Here is a 24,429-nt window from a genome sequence, read left to right as displayed (position 1 = left end):
CCTCAGCAGTCCAGTGGGTTGCGCTTGTCCGGATCGATGCCGAACTTGACGATGGCATCGGCCACCACCTTCGGTTCGATCTCGCCACGGTCAGCCAGGGCTTCCAGGGCAGCCAGCACGACGAAGTGACGGTCGACTTCGAAGAAGTGACGCAGCTTCTTGCGGCTGTCGCTGCGACCGAAGCCATCGGTACCCAGGACTTTGTACTCTTTGCTCGGAACCCACTGACGGATCTGTTCGGCGAAGAGCTTCATGTAGTCAGTGGAGGCTACAACCGGGCCCTTGCGACCGGCCAGGCACTGCTCGACGTAGGTCTGCTGTGGCTTCTGGCCAGGCTTGAGGCGGTTGGCGCGTTCCACGGCCAGGCCGTCACGGCGCAGTTCGTTGAAGCTGGTGACGCTCCAGACGTCGGCACCGACGTTGTAATCCTCGCGCAGGATCTTGGCCGCTTCGCGGACTTCGCGCAGGATGGTGCCCGAACCCAGCAGCTGCACGTGGTGCGCGGCTTCGCGGGTGTCTTCCTCGAGCAGGTACATGCCCTTGATGATGCCTTCCTCGGCGCCGGCCGGAATGGCTGGCTGGGTGTAGGCTTCGTTCATCACGGTGATGTAGTAGAAGACGTCCTGTTGCTCTTCGGTCATCTTCTTCATGCCGTCCTGGATGATCACCGCCAGCTCGTAGCCGTAGGTCGGATCATAGGTGCGGCAGTTCGGGATGGTGGCGGCCATCAGGTGGCTGTGACCGTCTTCGTGCTGCAGGCCTTCACCGTTGAGAGTGGTACGGCCGGCGGTACCGCCGATCAGGAAGCCACGGGTGCGGCTGTCGCCAGCGGCCCATGCCAGGTCACCGATACGCTGGAAGCCGAACATCGAGTAGAAGATGTAGAACGGCAGCATCGGCTGGTTGTGGTTGCTGTACGAGGTACCGGCGGCGATGAACGACGACATGGCGCCGGCTTCGTTGATGCCTTCCTCGAGGATCTGACCCTTCTTGTCCTCGCGGTAGAACATCACCTGGTCCTTGTCGACCGGCTCGTAGAGCTGACCTACGGACGAGTAGATGCCCAGCTGGCGGAACATGCCTTCCATACCGAAGGTACGGGCTTCGTCCGGGATGATCGGAACGATGCGCTGGCCGATTTCCTTGTCCTTGACCAGTTGCGCCAGGATGCGCACGAAGGCCATGGTGGTGGAGATTTCGCGGTCGCCCGAACCGTCCAGGATCGCCTTCAGGGTTTCCAGTGGCGGCGTCGGGATGCTGAAGCTCTGTGCACGGCGCTGTGGTACGAAGCCACCCAGGGCTGCGCGACGCTCGGCCAGGTACTTGGCTTCGGCGCTGCCTTCTTCCGGACGGAAGAACGGCAGGTTTTCCAGATCGGCATCCTTGACCGGGATGTCGAAGCGGTCACGGAAGTGACGCAGGCTGTCGACGTCGACCTTCTTGGTGTTGTGCGCGGTGTTCTTGGCTTCGCCAGCACCGGTACCGTAACCCTTGATGGTCTTGGCCAGAATGACGGTCGGCTGACCTTTGTGGTTGGTCGCCTGGTGGTAGGCCGCGTAGACCTTGTACGGGTCGTGGCCGCCACGGTTGAGCTTCCAGATCTCGTCGTCGGACAGGTCTTCGACCATGGCCTTGAGTTCTGGGGTGTTGAAGAAGTGCTCACGGACGTACGCACCGTCCTTGGCTTTGTAGTTCTGGTATTCGCCGTCGATGACTTCGTCCATGCGGCGCTGCAGGGCACCGTTGGTGTCCTTGGCGAACAGCGGATCCCAGAAGCGGCCCCAGACGACTTTGTTGACGTTCCAGCCACCGCCACGGAACACGCCTTCGAGTTCCTGGATGATCTTGCCGTTGCCGCGAACCGGGCCGTCGAGGCGCTGCAGGTTGCAGTTGATGACGAAGATCAGGTTGTCCAGCTTCTCGCGGCCGGCCAGGGCGATCGCGCCCAGGGATTCCGGCTCGTCGCACTCGCCGTCGCCCATGAAGCACCAGACCTTCTGCTTGCCGGCCGGGATGAAACCACGGGCTTCCAGGTACTTCATGAAGCGTGCCTGGTAGATCGCCTGGATCGGACCCAGACCCATGGAAACGGTCGGGAACTGCCAGAAGTCAGGCATCAGCCAAGGGTGCGGGTAGGAGGATAGGCCTTTGCCGTCCACTTCCTGACGGAAGTTGTTCATCTGGTCTTCATTGATGCGACCTTCGAGGAAGGCGCGGGCATAGATGCCTGGGGAGGCGTGGCCCTGGAAGAAGATCAGGTCGCCACCGTGCTCCTCGGTAGGAGCCTGGAAGAAGTAGTTGAAGCCGATGTCGTACAGGGTGGCGCTGGAGGCGAAGCTCGAGATGTGGCCGCCCAGGTCCGAATCCCGCAGGTTGGTACGCATGACCATGGCCAGGGCGTTCCAACGTACCATCGAGCGGATGCGGCGTTCCATGAACAGGTCGCCAGGCATGCGTGCTTCATGGGTAACAGGGATGGTGTTGCGGTATGGCGTGGTGATTGCGTACGGCAGCTGAGAGCCACTACGGGTGGCCAGCTCGCCCATACGGGTCATCAGGTAGTGAGCGCGGTCTTCGCCTTCTTTGTCGAGGACCGACTCCAAGGCATCCAGCCATTCCTGGGTTTCGACGGGATCGAGGTCTTGCATGGCTTGCTCCAGGGCGGAAAGGCAACCAGAATCGGTGGCCTGAGTTTGCGACTGGCCTTTTGGGCAGACGTCGTGAATTCTTGGATTAGCCGGACAGTCATCCGGCGCCGTGTAGTTTTACTACAAATGGTTTGGCATTTCATGCTTTTGAACAGCCGGGGTAGTAGTAAAACTACAGAAAAGCGGCATTTTGTCGCATGCCGGGTTGTGGGGAAAAACGTTCCCGTAGGTTTGGACTGGGCTCTGATCGGGTGAATCTTGATGTTTTTAACCAATGATTCGTTTTTTTCAGCTATTTCCAACTTTTGTATGACAGTCCAACCGTCATTCGGCATCCCCTCGACCGCCGCTACCCCTCTCACTCACGCCGATCAAGGATAGACCATGCGCCTGCCTTTGCCGCTCGATCTGCCCGCCGTCCTGCAACCGCTGGTCGTCCGTAACCAACAATCACTGCGTGAGGCCATCGCCGGCCTGGAAGGGCTGGACTTCGATGCCTGGAGCCCTGCCCAGCGCCATGCCTTCGACCAGGTCGCCGCCGCCAGCGACTTCGTGCTGGAAGTGGCTTTGCGTGAGCCAGCCATGTTCTTCGCCCTGCAGGCCAGCGGTGAGTTGGAGCGGCCTTTCGCCCCGGGTGAATTGCGCGCGCGCATCGCCGCCGCCGCCGAAGCGGCGCAGAGCGAAGAGGAGCTTGCGCGCAACCTGCGCCGTGAGCGCAACCGCCAGCAAGTGCGCATCATCTGGCGCGACATCACCCGTCAGGCGGCGCTGGGGGAAACCTGCCGCGACCTGTCCGACCTGGCCGATGCTTCCATCGACCAGGCGTATCAATGGCTGTATCCGCGCCATTGCCAGCAGTTCGGCACCCCCATCGGCAACCGCAGCGGCCAGCCGCAGCATTTGGTGGTGTTGGGCATGGGCAAGTTGGGGGCGGTGGAGCTGAACCTGTCTTCGGACATCGATCTGATCTTCGCCTTCCCCGAGGGCGGCGAGACCGAAGGGGTCAAGCGCTCGCTGGACAACCAGGAGTTCTTCACCCGCCTGGGCCAGCGGCTGATCAAGGCACTGGATCCGGTGACCGTCGATGGTTTCGTGTTCCGCGTCGACATGCGCCTGCGCCCCTACGGCTCGGCCGGTGCCCTGACGCTGTCGTTCAATGCCTTGGAGCAGTACTACCAGGACCAAGGCCGCGACTGGGAACGCTACGCCATGATCAAGGCGCGCGTCGTGGCCGGCGACCAGGTGGCCGGCGCCCAGTTGCAGAAGATGCTGCGCCCGTTCGTCTACCGTCGTTATCTGGATTTCTCGGCCATCGAGGCGCTGCGCACCATGAAGCAACTGATCCAGCAGGAAGTGCGGCGCAAGGGCATGTCCGAGAACATCAAGCTTGGCGCTGGCGGCATCCGCGAAGTGGAGTTCATCGCCCAGGCGTTCCAGTTGATTCACGGCGGGCGCGACCTGAGCCTGCAACAGCGGCCACTGCTCAAGGTGCTGGCGACCCTCGAAGGCCAGGGCTACCTGCCGCCGGCAGTGGTGGCGGAGCTGCGCGAGGGCTATGAGTTCTTGCGTTATACCGAACATGCGATCCAGGCCATCGCCGACCGCCAGACGCAAATGCTGCCGGAGGACGAAAAGGACCGTGAGCGTGTGGCCTTTATCCTGGGCTTTGCTAACTGGCAGGGCTTCCATGACCAGCTCATGCACTGGCGCGGCCGGATCGACTGGCATTTCCGCCAGGTAATCGCCGACCCGGATGACGAGGAAGGCGAGGGCGAGCTGGTCGTCGGTGGCGAGTGGTCGCCCCTGTGGGAGCAGGCCCAGGATGAAGAGGCCGCCTGCCGTCAGTTGGAGGAAGCCGGCTTCAAGCACCCCGCCGAGGCCCTGCGTCGCCTGGCGTTGCTGCGCTCCAGCCCGTCGCTGCGTTCCATGCAGCGGATCGGACGCGAGCGCCTGGATGCCTTCATTCCGCGTCTGCTCGCCCAGGCAGTGGAGCACGATGATCCGGACTTGGTCCTGGAGCGGGTATTGCCTCTGGTCGAGGCGGTGGCGCGACGCTCGGCCTACCTGGTGCTACTGACCGAGAACCCAGGCGCCCTGCGCCGCTTACTGACGCTGTGTGCGGCCAGCCCCTGGATTGCCGAGCAGATTGCCCGCTACCCGTTGCTGCTCGACGAGCTGCTCAATGAAGGCCGGCTGTTCAGCCCGCCCCTGGCGCCGGAGTTGGCCTGCGAGCTGCGCGAGCGCCTGACGCGCATTCCCGAGGACGATCTGGAGCAGCAGATGGAGGCTTTGCGTCACTTCAAGCTGGCCCACAGCCTGCGGGTGGCTGCCTCGGAAATCACTGGCAATCTACCGCTGATGAAAGTCAGCGACTACCTGACCTGGCTGGCCGAGGCGATCCTCGATCAGGTGCTGGCCCTGGCCTGGCGTCAGACGGTTGCCCGTCACGGTCAGCCCAAGCGCAGCGATGGCAGCCTGTGCGATCCGGGCTTCATCATCGTCGGCTATGGCAAGGTCGGTGGCATCGAGCTGGGGCATGGTTCGGACCTGGACCTGGTGTTCATCCACGATGGCGATCCCCAGGGCGAGACCGACGGTGCCAAACCCATCGACGGCGCGCAGTTCTTCACCCGGTTGGGTCAGCGCATCATCCACATGCTGACCACCCAGACCAACTCCGGTCAGCTCTATGACGTGGACATGCGCCTGCGTCCTTCTGGCGCCTCGGGGCTGCTGGTCAGCTCCGTGGGCGCCTTCGAGCGCTACCAGCAGGGCGAGGCCTGGACCTGGGAGCACCAGGCCCTGGTGCGGGCACGGGTGCTGGTGGGCTGCAAGCAGGTCGCAGCGGCCTTCGAGGAGGTGCGCGCCCGGGTGCTGGGCAAACCCCGTGAGCTGGATAAATTGCGCCAGGAAGTGAGCGAAATGCGCACCAAGATGCGCGACAACCTCGGCACCAAGAGCACCGCCGCAGGCACTGCCGCCAACGCCTTCGAGGCTGGGATGCCCTTCGATATCAAGCAGGATGCCGGCGGTATCGTGGATATCGAATTTATGGTGCAATACGCCGCTTTGGCCTGGTCCCACGACCATCCGGCCCTGCTGCGCTGGACCGACAACATTCGCATCCTCGAGGAGCTGGAGCAGGCGGGCCTGATGCCGGCCAGCGACGCGGTGCTGCTGCGCGAGGTGTACAAGGCGTTCCGCTCGGCCTCGCACCGCCAGGCCCTGCAGAAACAGGCAGGCGTCGTCGATGCGGGGCAGTTCGCCGACCAGCGCCGCGAGGTGCGGCGGATCTGGAGCGAGCTGGGGCTGACGTGAGAGGGCTGGGGCTCAAGGCAGCCCCAAAAGCCTTGGCTCACCACCAGTGTTACACTGTCCGCCACATAGCCTGAATATAAAGAGGGGAGGCCAGGGCAACGCTGAGCCTCCCCGAGCGTTTCTGGACTAAGCATGAGAATACTGATCATTGGGCCCAGCTGGGTCGGCGACATGGTGATGGCGCAGACCTTGTTCCAGTGCCTGAAGCAACAGCACCCCGAATGCGTGATCGACGTGCTGGCGCCCGAGTGGAGCCGGCCGATCCTCGAACGCATGCCCGAGGTGCGCCAGGCCCTGAGCTTCCCGCTCGGTCACGGCGCGCTGGAGCTGGCCACGCGCCGACGCATCGGAAAATCCCTGGCGGGCCAGTATGACCAGGCGATCCTCCTGCCCAACTCGCTGAAGTCGGCATTGGTGCCGTTCTTCGCCGGCATCCCCAAGCGCACCGGCTGGCGCGGCGAAATGCGCTTCGGCCTGCTCAATGATGTGCGCAAGCTGGACAAAGCCCGCTACCCGCTGATGATCGAGCGCTTCATGGCCCTGGCCTATGCGCCGGGTGCCGAGCTGCCGCAGCCTTACCCACGACCGAGCCTGCGCATCGAAGCGCAGAGCCGCGACGCCGCACTGGCCAAGTTCGGCCTGGAGCTCGATCGACCGGTGCTGGCGCTGTGCCCAGGCGCCGAGTTCGGCGAGGCCAAGCGCTGGCCGGCCGAGCACTACGCCGAGGTCGCTGACGCGATGATCCGCCAGGGCTGGCAGGTGTGGCTGTTCGGCTCGAAAAACGATCATCCAGTGGGTGAGTCGATCCGTGACCGGCTGATTCCAGGGTTCCGTGAGGAGTCCTACAACCTCGCCGGGGAAACCTCTCTCGCCGAAGCCATCGACCTGTTGTCCTGCGCCGATGCCGTGGTGTCCAACGACTCCGGGCTGATGCACGTGGCCGCTGCGTTGAACCGCCCGCTGGTGGCGGTCTACGGCTCCACCTCGCCGGGCTTCACCCCGCCTTTGGCCGAACACGTGGAAATCGTTCGCCTGGGCATCGAGTGCAGCCCCTGCTTCGACCGCACCTGCCGTTTTGGCCACTACAACTGTCTGCGTCTGCTGGAGCCCGGCAAAGTGATCGCCGCGCTCACGCACCTGGGCGGGCCGAACCTGATCGATGTCATGGCCGAGGTCGACTAAGTGCGGGTCCTGATCATCAAGACATCTTCGCTGGGCGACGTGATCCACACGCTGCCAGCGGTCACCGACGCCGCTCACGCTATCCCCGGGATCCGCTTCGACTGGGTGGTGGAGGAAGGTTTCGCCGAGATCCCCAGCTGGCACCCGGCGGTCGACCAGGTCATTCCGGTAGCCATCCGGCGTTGGCGCAAGAATCTCTGGCAGACGATCAAGAGCGGCGAATGGAAGGCGTTCAAGCAACGTCTGCGCGCGCGCAAGTACGATCTGGTGATCGACGCCCAGGGCCTGGTCAAGTCGGCCTGGCTGACGCGCTATGTCAAAGCGCCGGTGGCGGGGCTCGATCGCTACTCCGCCCGTGAAGGCTGGGCCAGCCGCTTCTATGACCGACGTCTGTCGGTCGCTGTCGGCCAGCATGCCGTGGAGCGGGTGCGTCAGCTGTTCGCCCTGGCCCTGGCCTACGACCTGCCTGAAGGCATCGGTCGCTATGGTCTGGACCTGGATCGTCTGCAACTGCCGCCTGCCGCGCCGTATGTGGTGTTCCTGCATGGCACCACCTGGGCCACCAAGCATTGGCCCGAGGCCTACTGGCGCGAGCTGGCCGAGCGCCTGGGCCGGCGCAACCTGCAGGTGCGCCTGCCGTGGGGCAACCCGGCCGAGAAAGCCCGCGCCGAGCGCATCGCCCAGGGCCTGAAGAACTGCGAAGTCCTGCCCAAGTTGAACCTGGCCGGTGTCGCCCGCGTACTGGCGGCGGCCAAGGCCTGCGTGGCGGTGGACACCGGCCTGGGGCATCTGGCGGCGGCACTGGATGTTCCGACCATTTCCCTGTTCGGCCCGACCAACCCCGGCCTGACCGGCGCCTATGGGCGTGTGCAGGTCCATCAGGCCAGCGACTTCCCCTGCGCGCCCTGCCTGCAGAAGAAGTGCACCTACAAACCGAGCGCCGAGGATCTGCGCCGGTTCGATCTCAAACGCGAGTGGCCGCTGTGCTTCACTCGCCTGAATCCCGAGCATGTGGCGAGCCGCTTGAGCGCGCTGCTGCTGGCTGAGGATGTTCGTTGATGCAACTGGCTTTCGTGCTTTACAAATATTTCCCGTTCGGCGGGCTGCAGCGCGACTTCATGCGCATTGCCCTTGAGTGCCAGAAGCGGGGCCACCAGATCCGTGTGTACACGTTGATCTGGGAGGGTGACATTCCGCCGGGCTTCGAGGTGCTGGTGGCGCCGGTCAAGGCGTTGTTCAACCACCGTCGCAACGAGAAGCTCAGCGCCTGGATGGCCGCGGACCTGGCCAAGCGCCCGGTCGATCGCCTGATCGGCTTCAACAAGATGCCCGGGCTGGACGTCTACTACGCCGCCGACGGTTGCTTCGAGGACAAGGCCCAGACCCTGCGCGGCGGCCTGTACCGCCGCTGGGGCCGCTACCGGCATTTTGCCGAGTACGAGCGCGCGGTGTTCGCCAAGGACGCCCGCACCGAGGTGCTGATGATCTCCGAGGTGCAGCAGCCGCTGTTCATCAAGCACTATGGCACCCCGCTGGAGCGCTTCCACCTGTTGCCGCCGGGGATCTCCCAGGACCGCCGCCGCCCGGCCGACGCCGATGCGATCCGCGCGCAGTTCCGCAAGGAGTTCGGCCTGGGTGACGACGACCTGCTGCTGGTGCAGATCGGCTCGGGCTTCAAGACCAAGGGCGTGGACCGCAGCCTCAAGGCCTTGGCGGCGCTGCCCTCGGCGCTGCGCAAGCGCACCCGGCTGATGGTCATCGGCCAGGATGACCCGAAGGTGTTCCAATTGCAGAGCGCCACGCTGGGTTTGGGCGAGCAGGTGCAGTTCCTCAAGGGGCGCAGCGATATCCCGCGCTTCCTGCTTGGAGCCGATTTGCTGATCCACCCGGCCTACAACGAAAACACCGGCACCGTGCTGCTGGAGGCCCTGGTGGCCGGCCTGGCGGTGCTGGTCTCCCAAGTGTGCGGCTATGCCCATTACATCGCCGAAGCCGACAGCGGCCTGGTGCTGGACGAGCCGTTCGAGCAGGAGCAGCTCAACCGCTACCTGCAACGCATGCTCGAAGACGGCCAGGCGCGTGCCGCCTGGGCGCGCAACGGGCTGGCCTTCGCCGATACCGCGGACCTGTACAGCATGCCGCAGCACGCCGCCGACGTGATCCTCGGGCAGGAGCAGGCATGAAGCTGATTTTGGCCGAGCCGTTCAAGCGCCTATGGGCCGGGCGTGATCCCTTCGAGGCCGTCGAAGCCTTGCAGGGCGAGGTGTTCCGTGAACTGGAAGGACGCCGCACGCTGCGCACCGAAGTCGAGGGCGAGGGCTATTTCGTCAAGATCCACCGTGGCATCGGCTGGGGCGAGATCTTCAAGAACCTGTTCAGCGCCAAGCTGCCGGTGCTCGGCGCCGGTCAGGAGTGGCGCGCGATCCAGCGTCTGCATCAAGCCGGCGTGCCGACCATGACCGCCGTGGCCTACGGTGAGCGCGGCAGCAACCCGGCGAGTCAGCATTCGTTCATCGTCACCGAAGAACTGGCGCCGACCATCAGCCTCGAAGACTTCAGCATCGACTGGGTCAAACAGCCGCCCCAGGCACGCCTGAAATGGGCATTGATCGCCGAGGTGGCGAAGATGACCGGCGGCATGCACCGTGCTGGGGTCAACCACCGCGACTGCTACATCTGCCACTTCCTGCTGCACACCGATCGCCCGGTGACGCCGGAAGACTTCAAACTGTCGGTCATCGACCTGCACCGTGCCCAGACCCGTGACAAGATCACCCGCCGCTGGCGTGACAAGGATCTGGCGGCCCTGTATTTCTCGGCCCTGGACATCGGCCTGACCCGCCGCGACAAGCTGCGCTTTTTGCGTGGCTACTTCCAGCGTCCCTTGCGCCAGGTCCTGGCCGATGAGGCCGCGCTGCTCGCCTGGCTCGAACGCAAGGCGCAGAAACTCTACGATCGCAAGCAACGCTATGGGGATGCGCTCTGATGGCGGGTTGGACATTGGCACCAGGCTACGAAAGCCTGGCGGCGGATTTCGGCAGTCTCGAGGCGGTATTCGCCCTGCAGGGCGAACGTCTCACCCGTGACCCGCTCAGCGAAGTGGTGCGCATCGAGCGGGACGGGGTCAACTACTACGTCAAACGCTATACCGGTGCCGGCAAGGCCTTGCGCCGTTACCTGGGCCGGCCGCGTATCAAGGCCGAGTGGCAGAACCTCAAGCAGTTCGCCAAGTGGGGTATCCCCACCGCTGACGTGGTGGCCTGGGGCTTGGAGCGCAACGGTCTGGGCTTTGGCCGCGGTGCGATGATCACCCGCGAGCTGCCAAACACTGAAGATTTGTCCGCCCTGGCCGAGCGCAGGGATCCGCGGCTGGCCGACCGCGCTTGGGTCGACCATGTCAGCCGTCAGTTGGCCAGGCATACCCGGGCCATGCACGATCACCACTTCGCCCACAACGATCTGAAGTGGCGCAACCTGCTGGTGGACGACAAGGCGACGCTGTTCTTCATCGACTGCCCGACCGGCGACTTCTGGCGCGGCTGTCGTGCCCTGATGCTGCGTCACCGCCTGATCAAGGACCTGGCGTGCCTGGACAAGGTCGCCAAATATCACCTTTCGGCGACCCAACGTCTGCGCTTTTACCTGCAGTACCGCGGCCACCAGCGCCTGGATTCGAGAGACAAGCGAAGGATCCGTGAGGTGGTGAGCTTCTTCGAGGGAAGGGAATGACCGATTACCTGGCCAGTGCCGACGAGGCGCTGCTGCAACGCCATGGGCTGAACGACTTCGAGGCGCTGTGGGCGCTGCAGCTCGACGCAGTGGACGAACCCAACACCGGCCGTGGTGGCTGGAGCAGCGTGTTCCGCCTGGAGCTCGAGGGCAAGGGGTTCTACCTCAAGCGCCAGAGCAACTACCTCACCCGGACCCTGCACCGGCCATTGGGCGAGCCGACCTTCGCCCGCGAGTTTCGCAACATCAGCCGCTACCAGAAACTCAGGATTCCCGCCTTGCAGGCGGTGTTCTATGGTGAACGCAAGGGCAACGGTCAGCACCGTGCCATTCTCATGACCCGAGCACTGGATGACTGGCGCGACCTGGACAGCCTGCTGGCCCAGTGGCCGCAACTGGCGGCCGGGCAGCGCGCGGGTATCCTCAAGGCCTGCGGTCAACTGGCCCGCACCCTGCACGCGGCAGGCCAGGTGCATGGCTGTTTCTACCCCAAGCACATCTTCCTGCGCGAGCGTCGCGAAGGCTGGCAGGCCCAGTTGATCGACCTCGAAAAGACCCGTCCGCTACTGATGGGCATGCGTGACCGGCTCAAGGACCTGGAGCCCTTGCTGCGCCGCGCCCGCGCCTGGAGCGAGGGGGATGTGCGCAGCCTGCTGGCGGCTTACCTTGAGCAGCCTGGCGACAGCAGTCTGGTCGACACGTGGTTGCAACGTCTGGTGCGCCGTCGCCGTGAAAAGGAGGCGCGTTGATGCGTTTGTCTGATCTCAAAAGTGCCGGGCGCAGCCCGTCGTTACCCCTGAGCGTGACCCTGGCCGATGCGGCCGGCAGCGCCGACCTGCAACTGCTCAGTCTGCTGCGCGTGCTGCCTGGCCAGCGCTATGTCGGCGCTGGAATCTGGCGTGGTACACCGGTGCTGGCCAAGCTGCTGGTCGGTGGTAACGCGGCCCGTCACTTCCAGCGCGAGCTGGAGGGCGTGAAGCTGCTCGCCAGCCAAGGCCTGACGACCCCGCAGTTGTTGGCCGACGGCCTGAAAGAGGGTGAAGGCGGCTGGTTGCTCTTTGAGTTTCTCGATGGCGCCCAGAGCCTGGCCGACGCCTGGGCAGCGGTGGAAAACCTGCCCGTGTTGGCCGACGAGCAGCAGCAGGTACTGGGCGAAGCGCTCGCTGCTGTGGCACACATGCATGCCAAGGGCCTGTGGCAGGAAGACCTGCACCTGGACAACCTGCTGCGTCATGGCGGTCAGCTGTACCTGATCGACGGCGGCGGCATCAAGGCCGAGACCCCGGGGCAGCAGCTGTCGCGCCAGCGCGTGCTGGAGAATCTCGGGGTGTTCTTCGCCCAGTTGCCCAAGCGCCTGGAGCCATTCATCGAAGAGCTGCTGGTCCATTACCTGCTGGCCAATGCCGAGCACGCCCTGCCGCTGGAAGCCCTGCAGAAGCAGATCGACAAGGTGCGCAACTGGCGCTTGAAGGACTATCTGGAAAAGGCCGGGCGCGAGTGCACGCTGTTCAGCGTGGAGCGCAGCCTTTCGGGCCTGCGGGCGATCCGCCGGGCCGAAGTGCCAGCCATGCTGCCGGTGCTGCAGAACGCCGATGCGTTGATCGACGAGGGGCATCTGTACAAGACCGGCGGTGCGGCCAGCGTGGCGCGTATCGAGGTCGATGGCCGCACGTTGGTGCTCAAACGCTACAACATCAAGAACACCGCGCACTGGTTCAAGCGCTTCTGGCGGCCCAGCCGCGCCTGGCACTCCTGGATCGAAGGGCATCGCCTTGAGTTCCTCGACATCGCCACGCCGCGGCCGTTGGCAGTGCTGGAGCAACGGGTCATGGGCCTGCGCAGCCGGGCCTTTTTGGTGACCGAGTATGCCGACGGGCCGGACCTGATCGAGTGTTTCCAGCCATATGTCGAGAGCGGCGAGGCACCCGAAGAACAGGTCCAGGCGTTGGTGCACCTGATGCAGCAGCTGATCCGCGAGCGCATCAGCCATGGCGATTTCAAGGGGCACAATTTGTTCTGGCAGAACGGCCAATGGTCGCTGATCGATCTCGATGCCATGTGCCAGCATGCCACCCAGCTCAGCTTTGCGCCGGCCTATGCCCGCGACCGGGCGCGGATGTTGCGCAACTGGCCGAGCGGCAGCGCCCTGCACCAACGGCTGGATGCGGTACTGCCGCGCATTGATCAGTAGGTCCCGGCACCGCATCCTGGGGCTGCGGTGCTCTCGACAGCACCGCTGTACCTGTGGGAGCGGGTTTACCCGCGAAGAAGGCGCCACGGAGCAAGACTATTGCTCTGAGGTGCTCAGGCGCGGCCGATCAGCCCACGGCCCCCCAGCAGCGCGGGCACACCCAGCCCCACCCAGGACAACACGTCCCACCCGCCATCCCCCAGCAACGCGGCAAACAACCCCACTGCTCCCAGCACCGCGATGACCGCCGGCCAGGCGAAGATACGCCGGGTCGATTGCGACTTGTGGCTCATGCCGGCACCTCCTGCGCCTTGCGCTGCTTGCCCCACCACAGGTACAGGCCGCTGCCCAGGATGATGAGGGTCAGCACGTCGAGCACCGCCCACAAGATCTGCATGGGGCGCCCGCCGTAGTCACCAAAATGCAGCGGTTGTGACAGGCCCATGGCATCCATGTACCAGGGACGCTCGCCGACCGCCGTGACCTGAAGCGTGCGGGCGTCGATCAGTACCGGGGTCAGCAGGTGCGAGGTCAGGTGCGTGGCGCCTTTCATGAAGACGGCGTAGTGGTGCTCGCTGGAAAAGCGTGTGCCGGGGAAGGCGATGAAGTCTGGTCGCATGCCTGGTGCGGCCTGCCCGGCAATCTCCAGCAGACGGCTGGCCGGTGCATGCTCAGTCAGTGGTGGGGCATCGCGGTAGGGGGCGACCATCGCTGCCAGGCTGTCGTTGCGCCAGGCGGCGATGACCAAGTCGGAGAGGGCGCTGATCACCCCGGTGACGCCGACCACCAAGGCCCAGGTCAGGGTGACGATGCCGATCAGGTTGTGCAGGTCGAGCCAGCGCAGGCGACGCGAGCGATCATGGCGCACGGTGGCGAACTTCAGGCGGCGCATGAACGGCGCGTAGAGCACGGTGCCGGAGACGATCGCCACCACGAACAACACGCCCATGAACGCCAGCAGCAACTTGCCGGGCAGGCCAGCGAACATGTCCACATGCAGGCGCAGCAGGGTCATCATGAGGCCGCCGTTGGCCGCAGGCATCGCCACGGCTTCGCCTGTGCGGGCGTCGAGCATGAAGGTGTGCGACGAGTTGGGTTCGGTACTGGCGGTGGCGGCCATGATCGCCACCACGCCGTTTGGGTCGTCCTCGTCGTAGCCGAAGTACTGCATGACTTCGCCCGGGCGGTGGGCCTGTGCCTTGAGTACCAGTTGTTGCAGGTCCAGGTGCGGCGTGCCCTCAGGCATCTCGCGCAGCTCGGGGGCATCGCCGAGCAGGTGCTCGAGTTCGTGATGGAAGATCAGTGGCAGGCCGGTGAGGGCCAGCAGCATCAGGAACAGGGTGCAGACCAGGCTGGTCCAGGTGTGGATCACCGACCAGCGGCGGATGGTTTGGCTTTTCATTACGGTTCCGGGAAATCTGGGGGCTCGGCGGTGTTGCTGCCAACGTCATCGCGGGACAAGCCCGCCCCTGCAGGTGAGGGGCTAGTCCCGCGACGGGCTGCGCAGCGGCCCTGTGGATCAGAACTTGTAATTGACGCTGGCGGTCACGTTGCGCTCATCGCCGTAGTAGCAGTAGTACCCGTCACAGGTGGACAGGTAGTCCTTGTTGAAGAGGTTCTTGGCATCCACCGCCACTGTCACGCCTTTCAGGGTGTTGTTCACCCGGCCCAGGTCGTAATGCACCGAGGCGTCGTAGACGGTATAGGAGCCGGTGTAGCCCCAGTCAGTGTTGGTGGTATTGCCGTAGGAGTCGCCCACGTAGCGCACGCCCAGCCCCACACCGAAGCCGTCGAGTGGCCCGCTGTGCCAGGTGTAGTCGGCCCAGGCGGTGGCCTGGTTGCGTGGCACCTGGGCCATGCGCTTGCCTTTCTCACCGGTGGCACCCTTGAGGATTTCGCTGTCGTTGTAAGTGTAGGAACCCACAAGCTTGAGGTTTTCCGTGACGTCGGAAATGGCTTCCAGCTCCAGGCCGCGTACACGGACCTTGCCGACCTGGCGGGTCACGCCTCCCTCGGAGACCGAAACGTTCTCCTGTGTAAGGTCGAACACTGCACCGGTCAGCAGTGTCTGGCTACCCGGTGGCTGATACTTCAGACCCACTTCGTACTGCTTGCCTTCGGTTGGTTTGAAGGCCTCGGTTCGGCTGACATTCGCGCCCCTGGCGGCCTGGAACGACTCGGCGTAGGAAACGTAAGGCGTCAGGCCGCTATCGAAGACGTAGCTCAGCGCCGCATTGCCGCTGAACTGCTTGTCACGTTGGGTATTGGTGGCATCGCCAAAGTTGTGGAAGGTCGTACCGGTATGAACCCAGTCTTCGCGACCGCCCAAGGTCAGGCGCCAGTTGTCCAGGGCCATCTGGTCTTGCAGGTAGACACCGGTCTGTTGGGTCTTCTGGTTGTAGTCGTACATGTCGATGTACTGGACCTTGGAGAAGTCTTGGCCGTACACCGGGTTGTGGATATTGCTTGGCGCAACCCCTGCCGAACCCCAGCGCCAGTGGGCGTCGCTGGTCGAGCGCTGGTGGTCCAGGCCCAGCAGCAGGGTATGACTGACGAGGCCGGTCTGGAAGTCGGCCTGGAAATTGTTGTCCACGGCGAACTGGCTGATGTCTTCCTCGACGATACCGGCGGTGCGTTGCACGGTGCCATCGGGGCTGACCGCAACGTCTGGGCCGTTAGGCCAGATCTGGCCGCCCGCGGTGATGCCTTTGAAATCCAGCGCGTTGCGGGTGTAACGCAGGTTCTGGCGGAACTGCCAGGTGTCGCTCAGGCGCGTCTCGAAGGCATAGCCCAGGGCGTAGTAGGTGCGGTCGTAGGACTCCCAGTCCGGATCGCCGAGGTTCTTGTGATGGGAAATCTTTCCGGCTGGGCTGTCCAGCTTGGTGCCTTGCAGCGGTAGGAACTGGCCCGTGATGCCGGTATCGTCCCGCGTGTACTGGGAGATGAAGGTCAGCTTGGTGTCGTCGTTGATGTTCCAGGTCAGGCTGGGGGCGATGTTGTAGCGCTTGTCCGGAATGTGGTCCACGGGCGCATTGCTGTCGCGCACGGTGCCGCTGAGGCGATACAGGAACTGCCCTTCGTCATCGATCTTGCCGGTGCTGTCGAAGTTGATCTGCCGGTGTTCGTTGCTGCCGACCTGAGCTTCGAACTCATGGCCGCTCAAGGCTTGTGGCCGGCGGGTGGTCATGTCCAGCAAGCCGCCGGGTGGAGTCTGGCCATAGACAGATGATGCCGGGCCCCGCAGCACGGCGATCCGTTCCAGGTTCCAGGGTTCGATCTTGGGTGTGGCGTAATTGCCCACGGGCAGCGGCAGGCCATCAAGAAACTGGGTGGGCACGAAGCCCCGTACCAGCAGCCAGTCGCTACGTGAGTCTGCGCCGTAGCCACTGCTCTGTACGCCGGCGGTATAGCGCAGGGCATCGTTGAGGTTGAGAACGGGGCGATCTTCCATTTGCTGGCGGGTGATCACGCTGACCGAGCGTGGCAGTTCGGCAATGGCCGTGTCGGTCTTGGTGCCTGCGGCGGTACGCGTGGCGGTGTAGCCTTCTACCGGGCCCCAGGCCGTCTCGAAGTCGCCGCTGGCATTGATCGCGGTTTCCGGCAGCGCCAGGGTGCCGTCGGGGGTGGCTATCAGGCTGTAGCTGCCGACGCTGCTCTGCTGCAGTTGCAGCCCAGTGCCACGCAAGGCTGCATGCAGGGCCCCGAGGGCATCGTACTGGCCGTTGACCGGGGCCGAGGTGCGGCCATCGACCAGCGCCGGGTCCAGGGCCAGTGCGATACCGGCCTGGCTGGCGATCTGGTTCAGCGTGCTGGCCAGCGGTGCGCTGGGCAAGTCATAGGCACGCAGGGCCGACTGCTCGGCGGCCTGCAGGGCAGGACTGGCCAGCGGGGCGGCCAGGGCGATGGCCAGGGCCATCAGGCTGGGGCGCAGGAAAGAATCTACGGCGCGGGACATGCAGCGGCTCCTCGACGAATAAGTGCTGATTGCTTCCTTGCCGAGCGAGATTTGAAAAGTGACAGGGGCTGCTGGAAAAAAGTGCGATGGGTGTAGAGGGCTGCTTTGCAGCCCACCGCAGGCTTCGCCTCCCACGGAGGGAGACTGAGTGTCGCGGGTCTATTTGGCGGTGACGGTCACCCACCATGGCGTATGCCGCTCGATCTTCACCGGCAAGGCTGGCGTCAGCGATGCCAGGGCCAGGTCGGTGTCGGTCAGTGGGAAGCTGCCGCTCACGCGCAGGTCGGCGACCTCGGCGGCCACCCCTAGATGACCGTTGCGGTAGTGGGCGAGTGCGGCGACCAGGTCGGCCAGGCGTACGTTGTCCACGACCAGCATGCCGCGGGTCCACGCATCGGCACCGACCGCGACGGGGTCGACCTGACCCAGGCCATCGGCGGTCATCAGCACCTGCTGCCCTTCGCGCAGCACCTGCTCATCAATGCTGTTCAGTGGCCTGGCTGCGACCGAGGCCTGGAGCACCTCCAGGCGGGTGCCATGACCCTCACGCTTGACCAGGAAGCGTGTGCCCAGTGGTCGCAGGCGGCCATCGTCGGTACGCACCAGCAGTGGTCGGGTATCCCCGTGGCCGGTTTCGACGGAAATCTCGCCCTGGTGCAGGACGATCAGCCGCTGCGCGCCGGCGAAATCGATGTCCACCGCCGTGGTGGTGTTCAAGCGCAACAAGGTGCCGTCTTGAAGGCGCAGGGTGCGCAACTCGCCGGTGCCGGTGCGCTGGTCGGCCAGCCAATAGTCTGGCGACAGTGAAGGCGCGCCGAGCCCGACCAACAGTGCCCCTACCAACAGCAACCCGGCCAGCCCGCCGCCGAGTCTGCCGACCCGCTGGCGCAGGCCCGCGCGCGATTGCACCAAGGCTTTGCGTGCCGGGCCTGCCGCAGCGCTGACGCGCCGGTCGAGCATGCCCAGCTGTTGCCAGGCACGGGCATGTTCTTCGCTGGCGGCATGCCAGCGCACGAATTCGATGCGTTCATCCGCGGTGCCGCCGCCGCCATCGAGGCTGAGCTTCCAGGCAATGGCGGCGTCCAGGACCTTGGCCGAGACGGGCGTGGGGTTCACGTCGGCTCTCCATAGAGCGCCACGTAGCACTGGCGCATGCCCTGGGCGATGTACTGACGCACCCGTGAAACCGATACGCCCAGGCGCTCGGCGATCTCGGCATGGCCCATGCCATCGAGGCGGCTGTGCAGGAAGGCCGCCCGGGCCTTGCTCGACAGCTTGCTCAGCAAGCGGTCGATGGCCTTGAGGTCTTCGAGGATCAGGTGCTGGACTTCGGGGGAAGGCTGCTCGGCCTCGGACCGGCAGGCCAGCTCGGCCAGGTAGGCCTGCTCCAGGGCCGTGCGGCGGAAGTGGTCGAACAGCAAGCCCTTGGCCACGGCGACCAGAAAGGCACGGGGTTCGCGGGGGACGTCGAGCTGCTCGCGACCGAGCAGGCGCACGAAGGTGTCCTGGCTCAGGTCTTCGGCACGCTGACGGCAGGCTGTGCTGCGTTGCAGCCAGGCCAGCAGCCAGGTGCGATGGTCGCGGTACAACGTACCCAGCAACCGGGCATGTGGGCTCTGCGCAGACGACAAGAAGCGTCCCCCGAAAAGAATGCGTTAACTAACGATAATTATTCGCGATTGTGACAGAGCGAGGACATCAGGTGCAATTGACGCTTATCGGATTGTGCGAGCGGATTTGTCCGTGAAAACCTCGGCGGGCTCACGGGGGCCGATGCAAGCGCATTGATCGGAGATGGCGCGAAGGACTACAGGCTGTATTGCTGCGTCTTGCGCCGACGCCACTGCTGCAGACGCAGGTTCAGTTGCAGAGGGCTGTCGAGCTGTTGGCGGCGGGCCTGGCTGAGCAGAATGAGCGCAAGTTCTGCAGTCACCAAGGCGTCGGCGCTGGCGTGGTGGCGTTCTTCGGCATGCAGGCCGAAGCGGGCGATCCAATCGTCCAGGCTGGCTTCGCGCAGCACGGTGTCGGGGTTGAGCATCGGGGCCATCTCGGCCACATCGAAGAACGGGTGTTGCAGGCGATAGCCGAGGCTGTCCTTCAAGGCCCGGGCCAGCATGCGCTGGTCGAAGGGCGCGTGGAAGGCCAGCACGGGGCTGTCGCCGATGAAGTCCAGCAAATCGAGCAGGGCGGTGGCTGGGTCGCAGCCGGCGGCCAGGGCACTGGGGCCCAGGCCGTGGATCAGGACGCTGGAATTGGTCTTCTGCGCCGGCCGATGCAGGGTACGTTCGAACTGCTGGCGAAAATCGATAGCGCCATCCTCGATGGCCACTGCACCGATCGACAGTACTTGGTCACGGTTGACGTTCAGGCCGCTGGTTTCCAGATCCAGCACCACCCAACGCTGCTCGCGCAACGACAGCACGCTCAGTGTCGGTGCTGTCTTGGGCAGGCGTGCAATGCGCTGGCGTAGCTCGTCGTTCAGTGCCAGCGGAGCCGGTCGCAGCCAGGCGAACAGGCTCATAGCTGATACCGCAGGGCCAGGCTGCTTTGCAGGCGCTGGGCCTGGCGCAGGGACTCACGCAGGATGCGTCGATCCAGGTGGTTGAGGCTGTCCGGGTCGAGCCGGTTGGAATAGGGCAGGTTGTCGCGGCTCTGGCGCTGGTGCTGTTGCATGCGGGTTTGCTGGATGAAGTGGTAGGCCTCTTCATAGGCAGCGCCGTCCAGCGGCTCGATGATGCCCCGGGCGACCAGATGACGCAGACGTTCCAGGGTGTTGCAGGCCTTGATGCCGTTGGCCAGTGCCAGCAGGCGAGCGCCATCGACGAAGGGGGTCAGGCCCTGGACCTTGAGGTCGAGGGTCGCGGCCTTGTCGTCGCCCTGGCGAGTCAGCACGAACTCGCGCAGACGCCCTACCGGTGGGCGTTGGCGCAGGGCGTTGTCGGCCATCATGCGCTGGAAGATGCGGTTGTCGGCGACCTGCTCAAGAATCCCTCGGCGCAATTGTTCGCAGCCCTGTTCGTCGCCCCAGACCACCCGCAGGTCGAAGTAGATGCTCGAACCCAGCAGGTTTTCGGGGCTGGCCTCACGGATGAAGCCGGCGAAGCGCTGCGCCCATTCACTGCGTGACAGGCACAGTTCGGGGTTGCCGGCCATGACATTGCCCTTGCACAGGGTGAAGCCGCACTGGGCCAGGCACTGGTTGATGTACTGGGCCAGCGGCAACAGACGTGCGCGGATCGCCTCGGCCTCGGTGGCGTCGTTGGCTTCGAAGAGAATGCCGTTGTCTTGGTCGGTGTGTAGGGTCTGCTCGCGGCGGCCTTCGCTGCCAAAGCACAGCCAGCTGAACGGCACACCCGGGTCGCCTCGCTCAGCCAGGGCCAGCTCGATCACCCGGCACACGGTATGGTCGTTGAGCAGGGTGATGATCTGGGTGATCTGTGTCGAAGAGGCACCGTGGGCGAGCATGCGTTCGACCAACTGGCCGATTTCGCCGCGCAGCGACACCAGGTTCTCCAGGCGTGGGGCATGGCGGATGGTGCGGGCCAGGGGCACCAGGTCGACCCGTTGCAGAGAGAACAGGTCGCGCTCGGAGACCACGCCGCACAGGCGTTGGTTGTCCACCAGGCAGACGTGGGCGATATGCCGTTCGGTCATGGCCATGGCGGCGTCGAATGCGCTGGCCTGAGGGCTGAGGTAGAACGGCTTGGCCGTCATGTAGCGCTCGATCGGCGCGGTCAGCTCGGCGCTGGCGTCGGCCACCACCTGGCGCAGGTCGCGCAGGGTGAAGATGCCGATGGGGAAGCGCTGTGGGTCAATGATGACGATGCTGCCGACCTGTTGCTCGTGCATCAGCCCCACGGCTTCGCGCAAGGGCGTGTCCGGCGCGCAGACCACCGGGTGACGCATGGCCAGCTCGCCCAGCGGCGTGTTGAGAGAGTACTGGGTGCCCAGGGTTTCCACGGCGCGCTGGCGCACTTGCTGGTTGACTTGGTCGAGCAGGCTGCTGACGCCCCGCAGGGCGAAATCGCGAAACGGCTCGGACAACGAGAACACGCGGATGAACGCGCTCTTGTTCAGTTGCAGGCAGAAAGTGTCCTCACCGGCCAGGTGCTCGGTGCGCGTGGCCCGTTCGCCCAGCAGTGCCGCCAGGGGGAAGCACTCGCCGCTGGCGATCTCGAAGGTGGTTTCCATGCCCGGCTTGGTGACGTGCTGGCGCTCGCCGACCACTCGGCCTTGCTTGACGATGTAGAAGTGTTCGACCGGGCCGTCGGCCGGCTTGATGATGCTCTCGCCGCTGGCGTAGAAGCGCAGCTGGCACTGCTCCACCAGGTAGGCCAGGTGGCTGGGCTCCATCTGGTTGAACGGCGGGAAACGCTGCAGGAACTGCAGGGTACCCTGGATGTTCTGCAGCACTGCCGTTCTGCCGGCCTGGCTGTAGGCGTCCTTCTTGCTCATGGAACTGACCGCATGTAGGGGGCACTAGGCGCAGGCCCTGTTGTTCTAAGGCTCCATGGTCGGTCGCCGGCCCTGCGGTGCCCATTGGACGTAAGTCTATAAGGTGCGACGTGTCCTGCCTGGAAGGCGCCTGGGTGTCAAATAGACGACGAAAGGTGCCTTGCATAGCGTTGTTTTGCGGTCTGAACTGGTAGAACGGGATTTTTTTGACGAGATGACCATGGCCGAGCATGACGACATCCTGAGTGACGACGAGCGCGAGGCATTGGCCACGCTGACCGCTCCGCCGGCCCCTGCGCAAAGGGTGCTGGTGGTGGACGACGATGTCGCGAACCGCGAAGCGTTGTGCGTTTACCTCAAGTCCAAGGGCATCGACTGCCTCACCGCTGACGGTGCCCAGGCGGCGATGGGCCTGCTCAAGCGCAGGGCTAACATCGGCCTGATGATCACCGACCTGCGCATGGAGCCCAAGGACGGGCTGGAACTGATTCGGCAGGTGCGCGAATCCCAGTGCGCGGCCCTCTCGATCATCGTGGTGTCGGGCGACACCGATGTGAAGGAGGCGGTGGACGTGATGCACCTGGGGGTGGTGGATTTTCTGCTCAAGCCGGTGAACCTGGACAGGTTGCTTGAGCTGGTGAGGAAGGAGTTGGGGATCGGGTAACGCATTGGGGGCCGCAGAGCGGCCCCAATGGTTTTACAGCCCGTTGCGCGCCTTGAACTCGCGGCGGCGGCGGTGCAGCACTGGCTCGGTGTAGCCGTTCGGCTGCTTGGTGCCTTCGACGACCAACTCGATAGCGGCCTGGAACGCGATGTTGTCATCGAAGTTCGGTGCCATCGGGCGGTACTGAGAATCCCCGGCGTTCTGCTTGTCGACCACTGCGGCCATGCGCTTGAGGCTTTCCATGATCTGCTCCTGGCTGACGATGCCATGACGCAGCCAGTTGGCCAGCAGCTGGGCGGAGATGCGCAGGGTGGCGCGGTCTTCCATCAGGCCGACATCGTTGATGTCCGGCACTTTGGAGCAACCCACGCCCTGGTCGATCCAGCGGACCACGTAACCCAGGATGCCCTGGGCATTGTTGTCCAACTCGTTGCGGATCTCTTCGTCCGACCAGTTGGTGTCGGCCGCCAGTGGGATGGCCAGGATGTCGTCGACCGAAGCCGGCGCGCGCTTGGCCAGCTCGCGCTGACGCTCCTGCACATTGACCTTGTGGTAGTGCAGGGCGTGCAGGGTGGCGGCGGTCGGCGACGGTACCCAGGCGGTGTTGGCACCGGCCAGTGGGTGAGCGATCTTCTGCTCGAGCATGGCGGCCATCAGGTCCGGCATGGCCCACATGCCCTTGCCGATCTGGGCACGGCCTTGCAGGCCGGTGGCCAGGCCGATGTCGACGTTGTTGTTTTCGTAGGCGCCGATCCACTTCTCGTTCTTCATGGCGCCTTTGCGCACTACGGCGCCGGCTTCCATGGACGTGTGGATTTCGTCACCGGTGCGGTCGAGGAAGCCGGTGTTGATGAACACCACGCGCTCGGCGGCGGCCTTGATGCAGGACTTGAGGTTGATCGTGGTACGACGCTCCTCGTCCATGATGCCGACCTTGACAGTGTTGCGCTTCATGCCCAGCAGGTCTTCGACGCGGCTGAAGATTTCGGCGGCGAACGCCACTTCCTCTGGGCCGTGCATCTTCGGCTTGACGATGTAGACGCTGCCGGTGCGGGTGTTCTTGCGGCTGGTGTTGCCCTTGAGGTTGTGCAGGGCGATCAGGTTGGTGAACAGGCCGTCCTGGATACCTTCGGGAATCTCGTTGCCTTGGGCATCGAGGATCGCCGGGTTGGTCATCAAGTGACCGACGTTGCGCACGAACAGCAGCGAACGACCGTGCAGGGTGACGGTGCCACCGGCGGCTGCGGTGTACTCGCGGTCAGGGTTCATGGTGCGGGTGAAGGTCTTGCCGCCTTTGGTCACGCTTTCGGACAGGTCGCCTTTCATCAGGCCCAGCCAGTTGCGGTAGACCACGACTTTGTCGTCGGCATCGACAGCGGCGACGGAGTCTTCGCAGTCCATGATGGTGGTCAGTGCCGATTCCATCAGGATGTCTTTCACGCCGGCGGCGTCGGTGCTGCCGACCGGGGTGCTGGCGTCGAACTGGATCTCGAAGTGCAGGCCGTTGTGCTTGAGCAGGATGGCGGTCGGGGCGCTTGCGTCACCACGCCAGCCGATCAGCTGGGCGTCATCGCGCAGGCCGCTGTTGCTGCCGCCCTTGAGGGCGACGATCAGCTTGCCGCCGTCGATGCGGTAACCGGTGGAGTCCACGTGGGAACCAGCGGCCAGCGGCGCGGCTTCGTCGAGGAAGGCGCGGCCGAAGGCGATGACCTTGTTGCCACGGACAGGGTTATAGCCCTGGCCTTTCTCGGCGCCGCCTTCATCGCTGATGGCATCGGTGCCGTAGAGTGCGTCATACAACGAACCCCAACGGGCATTGGCGGCGTTCAGGGCGAAGCGGGCATTCATCACCGGCACGACCAGTTGTGGGCCGGCCATGTGGGCGATTTCTTCGTCCACGTTCTCGGTGGTGGCCTGGAAATCGTCGGCTTGTGGCAGCAGGTAGCCGATTTCCTGGAGGAAGCTCTTGTAGGCCACGGCGTCATGGGCCTGGCCTTTACGTGCCTGGTGCCAGGCATCGATCTTGGCTTGCAGTTCGTCGCGCTTGGCGAGCAGGGCTTTGTTCTTTGGAGCGAGGTCGTTGATGATCTTTTCCGCACCCGCCCAGAACTGCTCGGCGACGATGCCGGTACCTGGCATGGCTTCGTTGTTGACGAAGTCGTACAGGACCTTGGCGACCTGAAGGCCACCGACTTGAACGTATCCAGTCATTGCTTGCCTCACTCTGCTCAGCTATTTCGCTCTTCTGTATTAAGCCTGTAGCGCTTCTCTAAACACGGCACCAGTA

18 protein-coding genes are annotated in these 24,429 nt (G+C 64.4%); 9 read left to right on the top strand and 9 right to left on the bottom strand.

Annotation, left to right across the window (positions count from 1 at the left end):
* Nucleotides 1–2 precede the first annotated feature (2 nt).
* Complete coding sequence (aceE, locus tag IEC33019_RS24990) at nt 3–2,648, bottom strand: pyruvate dehydrogenase (acetyl-transferring), homodimeric type (RefSeq protein ID WP_070090719.1); 2,646 nt, start codon at nt 2,646–2,648, stop codon at nt 3–5.
* 384 nt (nt 2,649–3,032) lie between these two features.
* On the opposite strand from aceE, the gene glnE reads away from it, so the two are divergent.
* From glnE to IEC33019_RS24950, 8 genes are all read left to right on the top strand, one after another.
* Nucleotides 3,033–5,966, top strand: a complete 2,934-nt coding sequence (gene glnE / locus IEC33019_RS24985; RefSeq protein ID WP_070090718.1) for a bifunctional [glutamate--ammonia ligase]-adenylyl-L-tyrosine phosphorylase/[glutamate--ammonia-ligase] adenylyltransferase — start codon at nt 3,033–3,035, stop codon at nt 5,964–5,966.
* 132 nt (nt 5,967–6,098) lie between these two features.
* Complete coding sequence (waaF, locus tag IEC33019_RS24980; RefSeq protein ID WP_070090717.1) at nt 6,099–7,148, top strand: lipopolysaccharide heptosyltransferase II; 1,050 nt, start codon at nt 6,099–6,101, stop codon at nt 7,146–7,148.
* The gene (gene waaC, locus IEC33019_RS24975; protein ID WP_070090716.1) at nt 7,149–8,207 is read left to right on the top strand and encodes a lipopolysaccharide heptosyltransferase I; all 1,059 of its coding nucleotides are present in this window, start codon (nt 7,149–7,151) and stop codon (nt 8,205–8,207) included. It abuts the gene before it with no gap.
* The gene (locus tag IEC33019_RS24970) at nt 8,207–9,331 is read left to right on the top strand and encodes a glycosyltransferase family 4 protein (RefSeq protein ID WP_070090715.1); all 1,125 of its coding nucleotides are present in this window, start codon (nt 8,207–8,209) and stop codon (nt 9,329–9,331) included. The genes waaC and IEC33019_RS24970 overlap by 1 nt, the downstream gene beginning before the upstream one ends.
* Nucleotides 9,328–10,134 (top strand): lipopolysaccharide core heptose(I) kinase RfaP, encoded by an 807-nt coding sequence (rfaP, locus tag IEC33019_RS24965; RefSeq protein ID WP_043212621.1) that lies wholly within the window; start codon nt 9,328–9,330, stop codon nt 10,132–10,134. The genes IEC33019_RS24970 and rfaP overlap by 4 nt, the downstream gene beginning before the upstream one ends.
* Nucleotides 10,134–10,877 carry a lipopolysaccharide kinase InaA family protein gene (locus IEC33019_RS24960; protein ID WP_070090714.1) on the top strand — a complete coding sequence of 248 codons (744 nt, stop codon included), beginning with the start codon at nt 10,134–10,136 and terminating at the stop codon, nt 10,875–10,877. The genes rfaP and IEC33019_RS24960 overlap by 1 nt, the downstream gene beginning before the upstream one ends.
* Complete coding sequence (locus IEC33019_RS24955; RefSeq protein ID WP_070090713.1) at nt 10,874–11,626, top strand: lipopolysaccharide kinase InaA family protein; 753 nt, start codon at nt 10,874–10,876, stop codon at nt 11,624–11,626. Before IEC33019_RS24960 ends, IEC33019_RS24955 begins: the two co-directional genes overlap by 4 nt.
* On the top strand, nt 11,626–13,068 hold the full coding sequence (locus IEC33019_RS24950; protein ID WP_070090712.1) for a lipopolysaccharide kinase InaA family protein: 1,443 nt from the start codon (nt 11,626–11,628) through the stop codon (nt 13,066–13,068). The genes IEC33019_RS24955 and IEC33019_RS24950 overlap by 1 nt, the downstream gene beginning before the upstream one ends.
* A gap of 113 nt (nt 13,069–13,181) precedes the next feature.
* On the opposite strand, the gene IEC33019_RS24945 is transcribed toward IEC33019_RS24950, so the two are convergent.
* The 7 genes from IEC33019_RS24945 to IEC33019_RS24915 form a co-directional block, all read right to left on the bottom strand.
* Nucleotides 13,182–13,361: a hypothetical protein gene (locus IEC33019_RS24945; RefSeq protein ID WP_070090711.1), complete on the bottom strand. Its 180-nt coding sequence runs from the start codon at nt 13,359–13,361 to the stop codon at nt 13,182–13,184.
* A complete protein-coding gene (locus IEC33019_RS24940) occupies nt 13,358–14,470 on the bottom strand; it encodes a PepSY-associated TM helix domain-containing protein (protein ID WP_070090710.1) in 1,113 nt (370 codons plus the stop codon). Before IEC33019_RS24940 ends, IEC33019_RS24945 begins: the two co-directional genes overlap by 4 nt.
* Nucleotides 14,471–14,587: 117 nt before the next feature.
* A complete protein-coding gene (locus IEC33019_RS24935) occupies nt 14,588–17,023 on the bottom strand; it encodes a TonB-dependent siderophore receptor (RefSeq protein WP_070090709.1) in 2,436 nt (811 codons plus the stop codon).
* A 159-nt stretch (nt 17,024–17,182) separates the two neighbouring features.
* On the bottom strand, nt 17,183–18,139 hold the full coding sequence (locus IEC33019_RS24930; protein WP_070090708.1) for a FecR domain-containing protein: 957 nt from the start codon (nt 18,137–18,139) through the stop codon (nt 17,183–17,185).
* Nucleotides 18,136–18,654, bottom strand: coding sequence for an RNA polymerase sigma factor (locus tag IEC33019_RS24925; RefSeq protein WP_070090707.1), 519 nt, complete (start codon nt 18,652–18,654; stop codon nt 18,136–18,138). The genes IEC33019_RS24930 and IEC33019_RS24925 overlap by 4 nt, the downstream gene beginning before the upstream one ends.
* 176 nt (nt 18,655–18,830) lie before the next feature.
* Nucleotides 18,831–19,544 (bottom strand): 3'-5' exonuclease, encoded by a 714-nt coding sequence (locus IEC33019_RS24920; protein WP_070090706.1) that lies wholly within the window; start codon nt 19,542–19,544, stop codon nt 18,831–18,833.
* On the bottom strand, nt 19,541–21,478 hold the full coding sequence (locus tag IEC33019_RS24915) for a DUF294 nucleotidyltransferase-like domain-containing protein (protein WP_070090705.1): 1,938 nt from the start codon (nt 21,476–21,478) through the stop codon (nt 19,541–19,543). The genes IEC33019_RS24920 and IEC33019_RS24915 overlap by 4 nt, the downstream gene beginning before the upstream one ends.
* A 214-nt stretch (nt 21,479–21,692) precedes the next feature.
* On the opposite strand from IEC33019_RS24915, the gene IEC33019_RS24910 reads away from it, so the two are divergent.
* Nucleotides 21,693–22,142 carry a response regulator gene (locus IEC33019_RS24910; RefSeq protein ID WP_244509663.1) on the top strand — a complete coding sequence of 150 codons (450 nt, stop codon included), beginning with the start codon at nt 21,693–21,695 and terminating at the stop codon, nt 22,140–22,142.
* A gap of 33 nt (nt 22,143–22,175) precedes the next feature.
* On the opposite strand, the gene IEC33019_RS24905 is transcribed toward IEC33019_RS24910, so the two are convergent.
* Entirely contained in the window at nt 22,176–24,353 is a 2,178-nt protein-coding gene (locus IEC33019_RS24905) for a malate synthase G (RefSeq protein ID WP_099593987.1), read from the bottom strand.
* Nucleotides 24,354–24,429 lie beyond the last annotated feature (76 nt).

The organism is Pseudomonas putida (assembly GCF_002741075.1).
Classification (GTDB): Bacteria; Pseudomonadota; Gammaproteobacteria; order Pseudomonadales; family Pseudomonadaceae; genus Aquipseudomonas; species Aquipseudomonas putida_T.
Note: the sequence above shows the minus strand (reverse complement) of the source record. Positions and strands in the feature narration are given on the sequence as shown.